The sequence below is a fragment of the Mesorhizobium sp. M7D.F.Ca.US.004.03.1.1 genome (assembly GCF_003998635.1).
GTDB lineage: Bacteria > Pseudomonadota > Alphaproteobacteria > Rhizobiales > Rhizobiaceae > Mesorhizobium > Mesorhizobium loti.
Genome location: NZ_RZQG01000430.1, coordinates 1 through 4,993 on the forward strand (window position 1 = coordinate 1; position 4,993 = coordinate 4,993).

A 4,993-nucleotide genomic window follows, 5' to 3' on the forward strand; every position below is an offset into this window, starting at 1 on the left:
GGCTAAGGCCGGCGGCGGCTTTCGCTTCGAATATTCGCCGGAGAGCTTTACCGGCACCGAGCTCGAAGTGGCGCTGGAGATCTGCAACGCCGTCACCGAGATCGTCAGGCCGACGGCGGACAACAAGCTGATCATCAACCTGCCGTCGACGGTCGAGATGTCGACGCCCAACATCTATGCCGACCGCATCGAATGGATGTGCCGCAACCTCGACAACAGGGAGAACCTGCTGGTCTCGCTGCATCCGCACAATGACCGCGGCACCGGCATCGCCACCACCGAACTCGGCCTGATGGCGGGCGCCGATCGCGTCGAAGGCACGCTGTTCGGCAATGGCGAGCGCACCGGCAATGTCGACATCGTCACGCTGGCGCTCAACATGTACACGCAAGGTGTCGATCCCTTGATCGACTGCTCCGACATCAACCGGATGAAGGACGTCTACGAATATTCGAACCAGTTGAAGATCCCCGAGCGCCACCCCTATGTCGGTGAACTCGTCTACACCGCCTTTTCCGGCTCGCACCAGGATGCCATCAACAAAGGCATGAAGGCGCTGAAGAAGGCCAACACGAGCGTATGGGAGGTGCCCTATCTGCCGATCGATCCGGCCGATGTCGGACGCAGCTACGAAGCCATCATCCGCATCAACTCGCAGTCCGGCAAGGGCGGTATCGCCTATGTGCTGCAGGCCGATTACGGCCTCAATTTGCCGCGCAATCTGCAGATCGAATTCAGCCAGGAAATCCAGGCGATCACCGATGCCGAGGGCAAGGAAGTGCCGGCCCGGCGCATCTACGAGCGCTTTCTCGAGACCTATGTCGATCAGCCTGCCGCGCGGCTGAAATTCCTCGATCACCAAACCTATCCCAGCACCGAAATCAAGGGCCGGCGCGTGGTCGAGGCGGTCATCCTCGACCAGGGTAAGGAAGTGACGATTACAGGCACAGGCACCGGTCCGATCGACGGCTTCGTCGATGCGCTGTCGCGACATGTCGGTGTCGAGATGTCGGTGCTCGACTATTCCGAGCACTCGTTGCAACGCGGCTCGAACGCGTCGGCCATCTCCTATGTCGAGATGGAATATCCTGGTGGCAAGCTGTTCGGTGCCGGCATCAACACCAACATCGTCGCCGCCTCGCTGGAAGCGGTGATGTCCGCCGCCAACCGTATCGTCGGCAAGAAAGCCGGCTGACGCACGGCCAGAACAAGGATCGGGACCGTCCCAATCTGGTGATCGGTTCCGATCTTTCGGCCATTAACCACCGTCGAATTATCCGGTGGGGTACGCGATCGCATAATGGGGTGTATACTTGTCTGGTGGTGCGGGACCTATATGATCGCGCCTTAACCTGTGCCGACTTCGAGAGGATCGACACTTGCAGCATGCCACGCCTGCCGCCCCCGCAGTGCGCGAGACACTGGAGCGACTGCTTGCCAGCCAAACGTTCGGCCGGTCCGAGCGTGCGCGCAAGCTGCTGCGCTATCTTGTCGAACGTGAACAGGCCGGCGAAGGCGACAGGCTCAAGGGCTTCTCCATTGCCATGGATGTTTTCGGCAAGGACGGCGATTTCGATCCGTCTACCGATGCCGTGGTGCGCGTGCAGGCAGGCAGGCTCCGCGAGCTTCTGCAGCACTATTTCGCCAATGAGGGCATCGCCGAACCCGTCCGCATCGCCATTCCGCGCGGCGGCTATGTTCCTGCCTATGAATTGAATGCAATCCGGCTGCCGGATGTCCCCGAACTCAAGCTCGACGGCGCTGTATCCGCCGATCCGCCCAACGACGCCAGCACGGGCATGCTGCGCGCGATATCGCTGGCTTCCATACCGTCTTCGCCCGCCCCCTCGGTGGCGCGCCATCTCCGCTTCTTCTGGGTGGCGATTGCCCTGGTCATCGCCATGCTGGGGGTGCTGATCCTTCGTCAGGGCAGCAGTGCCTTGTTGGCAGGCGGCGACATGTCGGCAACGCTCGAGAGCGCCGGCGCAACCGGAAGCATCGTGCCATCGGCAATGGCTGACGCCCTGCCGCAAGTCTATATCGGCCTCAAGGCTGAAGGCACCTACGCCAGCCGTGTCGCCGCGTCGCTGCGCGCCGGCCTGAGCGGCTTCGATACGATCGACTTCATCGGCCGCGACACCGCCACCGATCCGGCCGACGATACCACGAGCTTCATATTCGACATCTTGCCCGGACCGGACGCGGGCGACATCACCATCGAGCTGCAAAGCATGGCGTCCGGACGGGTGCTTCTTTCGCGCAATCTGACCCCTGCCGACAGCGCACCTGCCGCGGTCGAAGACCGTATCGCCGACATGCTGAGTTCGGCGCTTCCCGCCTCGGGCACGATCTACAATTACATCGAGCAGACCGGCGCGCCGAACGGTCTGACGCAATGCCTGCTGCTCAACGACAAATATTATCTCGACCAGAACGCCAGGACCCATGAGGCTGCCTATCGCTGCCTCGAGAAGCTGGCCAATGGCGGCACGAAATCCTCGCTCGTTTATTCGGAACTTGCCTCCCTGGATCTGGAGGCGGTCTCCGATCATTACGCCTATCCGCCCAATGCGACGATTGAAAAAGCCGTGGAGTTTGCCCATCGCGGCGTGCAGATGGGGCCGACCAGCCCCTATGCGCATCGCTCCTACGGCTATGTCAGTTCGCGCCTCGGCAACACGGATGAAGCGATCCGCTGGATGCGCAAGGCCTATGAACTCAATCCCTATGATCTCGGCATGGCTGCCGCTTACGGCTACGGGCTGATATTCGCCGGCCGCTATGCTGAGGGAACGCCGATCCTCGACCATGCGGCGGAGACCTTCAGCGGACACTCGACATGGTGGGATTACGGGCTGTTCGTCGGTGAGTTCATGCAGGGCGACATGAACAAGGCCATCGCGGCCAGCATGGCACTGAGAACGACGGCAACGAAATCGCACTATCTGGCGGCACGGTTGATCGGCGCCAAGGCTGCCGGACAGGACCATCTGGTGAGCACACTGCTGAACCAACTGACCACCGAATTCCCTAAATTTGCCGCCGATCCGCGCGCGACCTTCGTCGAGCGGAAATATCCGGCCGACCTGACCGAGCGGCTGGTCCAGGCGCTGCGCGCAGCCGGGCTCGGCAACCCAAGCTGACACCAATCGACGTCCGGATCGAGCGCGCCGCGTTCGATGGATTTCCCGCGCTCTTTCGCATGATGCCGGTCAGCGCCGAGTTCTGTCCGCAACCGTACAAATCGCGAAAATTTTACTGGCCATCGCTGTGGACTAGGAGCAATCCAGCCACAATTGGTGTTCCGCATCCTGACAACAGCAAAAATCAGCTTTCATGACCGCATCGCTTTTTGCCGCCGAACAGGGTGTTGGCTCGAAGGCCATTGTCCTGCTGCATGGTTTCGGCGGCTGCCACGATGTCTGGCGCGAGGTGATTTCCGCCCTGGCGCCTTCCACGCACACGCTGGCCTATGATCTGCCGGGGCATGGGTTGTCGCTCGATTTTCCCGCCGCCGGTCCGGCCAAGGTGGCGGCAAGGGCCGTGCTCGCCGATCTCTCGGAGCGCCGCCTGAAGCGCGTTCATCTCGTGGGTCATTCGATGGGCGGTGCGGTGGCGGCGCTGATGGCGTTGGCTGCGCCCGAAAGAATAGCCTCGCTGACGCTTCTGGCGCCGGGCGGCCTTGGCCCCGAGATCAACGGACCACTGTTGCGTCGCTATGCTGGCGCAGCCGATCGGTCCGAGATCAGGGCCTGCCTCGTCGCTATGTCGGGGCCAGGGACCCGGCCCTTCGATCGCACCGTGGACGCTCTCTGGGAAATGCGCCGGCGACCCGGCCAACTGGAAAAACTCGTCGAGATCGCAGTCGCCATGACCATGGACGATCGGCAAGGCGTCATCCCGCATGATCGTCTCGACAGCCTGAACATGCCGGTGATGGTGGTGTGGGGAACCGACGACGCGGTGCTGCCCTTTACCCAGGCGGATGATCTGCCGGCACATTTTCACGTGCACCATGTGCTGGAGGCCGGCCATATGCTGACCGAGGAAGCGCCCGAGCTCGTTGCCGAGATCATTCGCCGCAACACCAGCCGCCGCGCCAGGCCACATCGCCAGAAATTTGCCGCCGCGGCCAGCTGACCTTTTCGCGCACAACATTTTCCTGAGCCTCGATCCCATCGATCTCGCCAGTGCATTTTGCCGGCGGCTGTGTTAACCCCATGTTAACCAAACCCGCGAGGCAAACGCCGATGAAGGAAGCAGGCGAGAAGACCATCGACCAGTCGAAGAAACTGTCCGATGCCATCCGTGATGTGAAAAATGCCTTCGCCGACCGCGACGACGTCGTCGTCGATATGCGCGAGGCGCATCGCATGCGCCTCGATCTGCTTGCCGCCGAGCTGGCGCCGGTTTTTGCCGATGTTCCCGCCGACATGGACAATTTCGACTTTGTCGTCTCGTCCGGCTTGCAGCCGCGCCTGTGGATCGACGCCGTCAGCCATGTCGCCATGGGACGCGACCGCCGCACCTATCGCTTCCTCAAGGACACCCGCATCGGCCGGGTGGTGCTTGCCGAATCCACCGAGATGAAGCCGGTTGCCGATTCCGTGACGCGCTATGTCGCCGAGCGCATCGTCGAGCGTCAGAGGATGATGGAAGGCGGGGTCGAACCGGCTATCGCCGGCATGAAACGCGCCAATGTCCCGGAAGCCGAACCACCACTGCGTGCGACGACGCGCAGCAAGCGCTGGTCGGCCTTTCTGTCCGGGCTTGGCCTGGTCGCTGCCGGCGCACTGGTCGGCCTTGTGGTGTCGGTCGTCCTGTTCTGGGACCGCATTGTGGCCATGGTTGTCAACTTGCGGCCATAGCGGCCTCGGCGCCAAGCTCCAGCGTCTGCAGATCGGATGGCGGTATGGACGGCCCGGTCAGGCCACGCCGTGTCAGTCGGATTCGCCAATTTCCCTTTTCACCGTCGATGTCGAACAGATTGTAC

4 protein-coding genes and 1 pseudogene are annotated in these 4,993 nt (G+C 62.1%); 4 read left to right on the forward strand and 1 reads right to left on the reverse strand.

Translation table 11 applies throughout. The features are described 5' to 3' along the window. The 4 genes from EN935_RS21850 to EN935_RS21865 all read left to right on the forward strand — a co-directional run. A partial coding sequence (locus EN935_RS21850) for a 2-isopropylmalate synthase (protein ID WP_127373607.1) occupies window positions 1-1,195 on the forward strand: 1,195 nt, incomplete at its 5' end. 184 nt (window positions 1,196-1,379) lie between these two features. Further along, entirely contained in the window at window positions 1,380-3,143 is a 1,764-nt protein-coding gene (locus EN935_RS21855; RefSeq protein WP_127265497.1) for a tetratricopeptide repeat protein, read from the forward strand. Between the two features lie 193 nt (window positions 3,144-3,336). Further along, window positions 3,337-4,140: an alpha/beta fold hydrolase gene (locus tag EN935_RS21860; RefSeq protein WP_127265498.1), complete on the forward strand. Its 804-nt coding sequence runs from the start codon at window positions 3,337-3,339 to the stop codon at window positions 4,138-4,140. Window positions 4,141-4,250: 110 nt separating this feature from the next. Then, the gene (locus EN935_RS21865; RefSeq protein WP_127265499.1) at window positions 4,251-4,868 is read left to right on the forward strand and encodes a hypothetical protein; all 618 of its coding nucleotides are present in this window, start codon (window positions 4,251-4,253) and stop codon (window positions 4,866-4,868) included. Here the strand turns inward: EN935_RS21865 and EN935_RS42200 are convergent. Further along, window positions 4,852-4,993, reverse strand: a pseudogene (locus EN935_RS42200) (metallophosphoesterase); the annotation flags it as partial. The gene EN935_RS21865 and the pseudogene EN935_RS42200 sit on opposite strands and share 17 nt — an antisense overlap.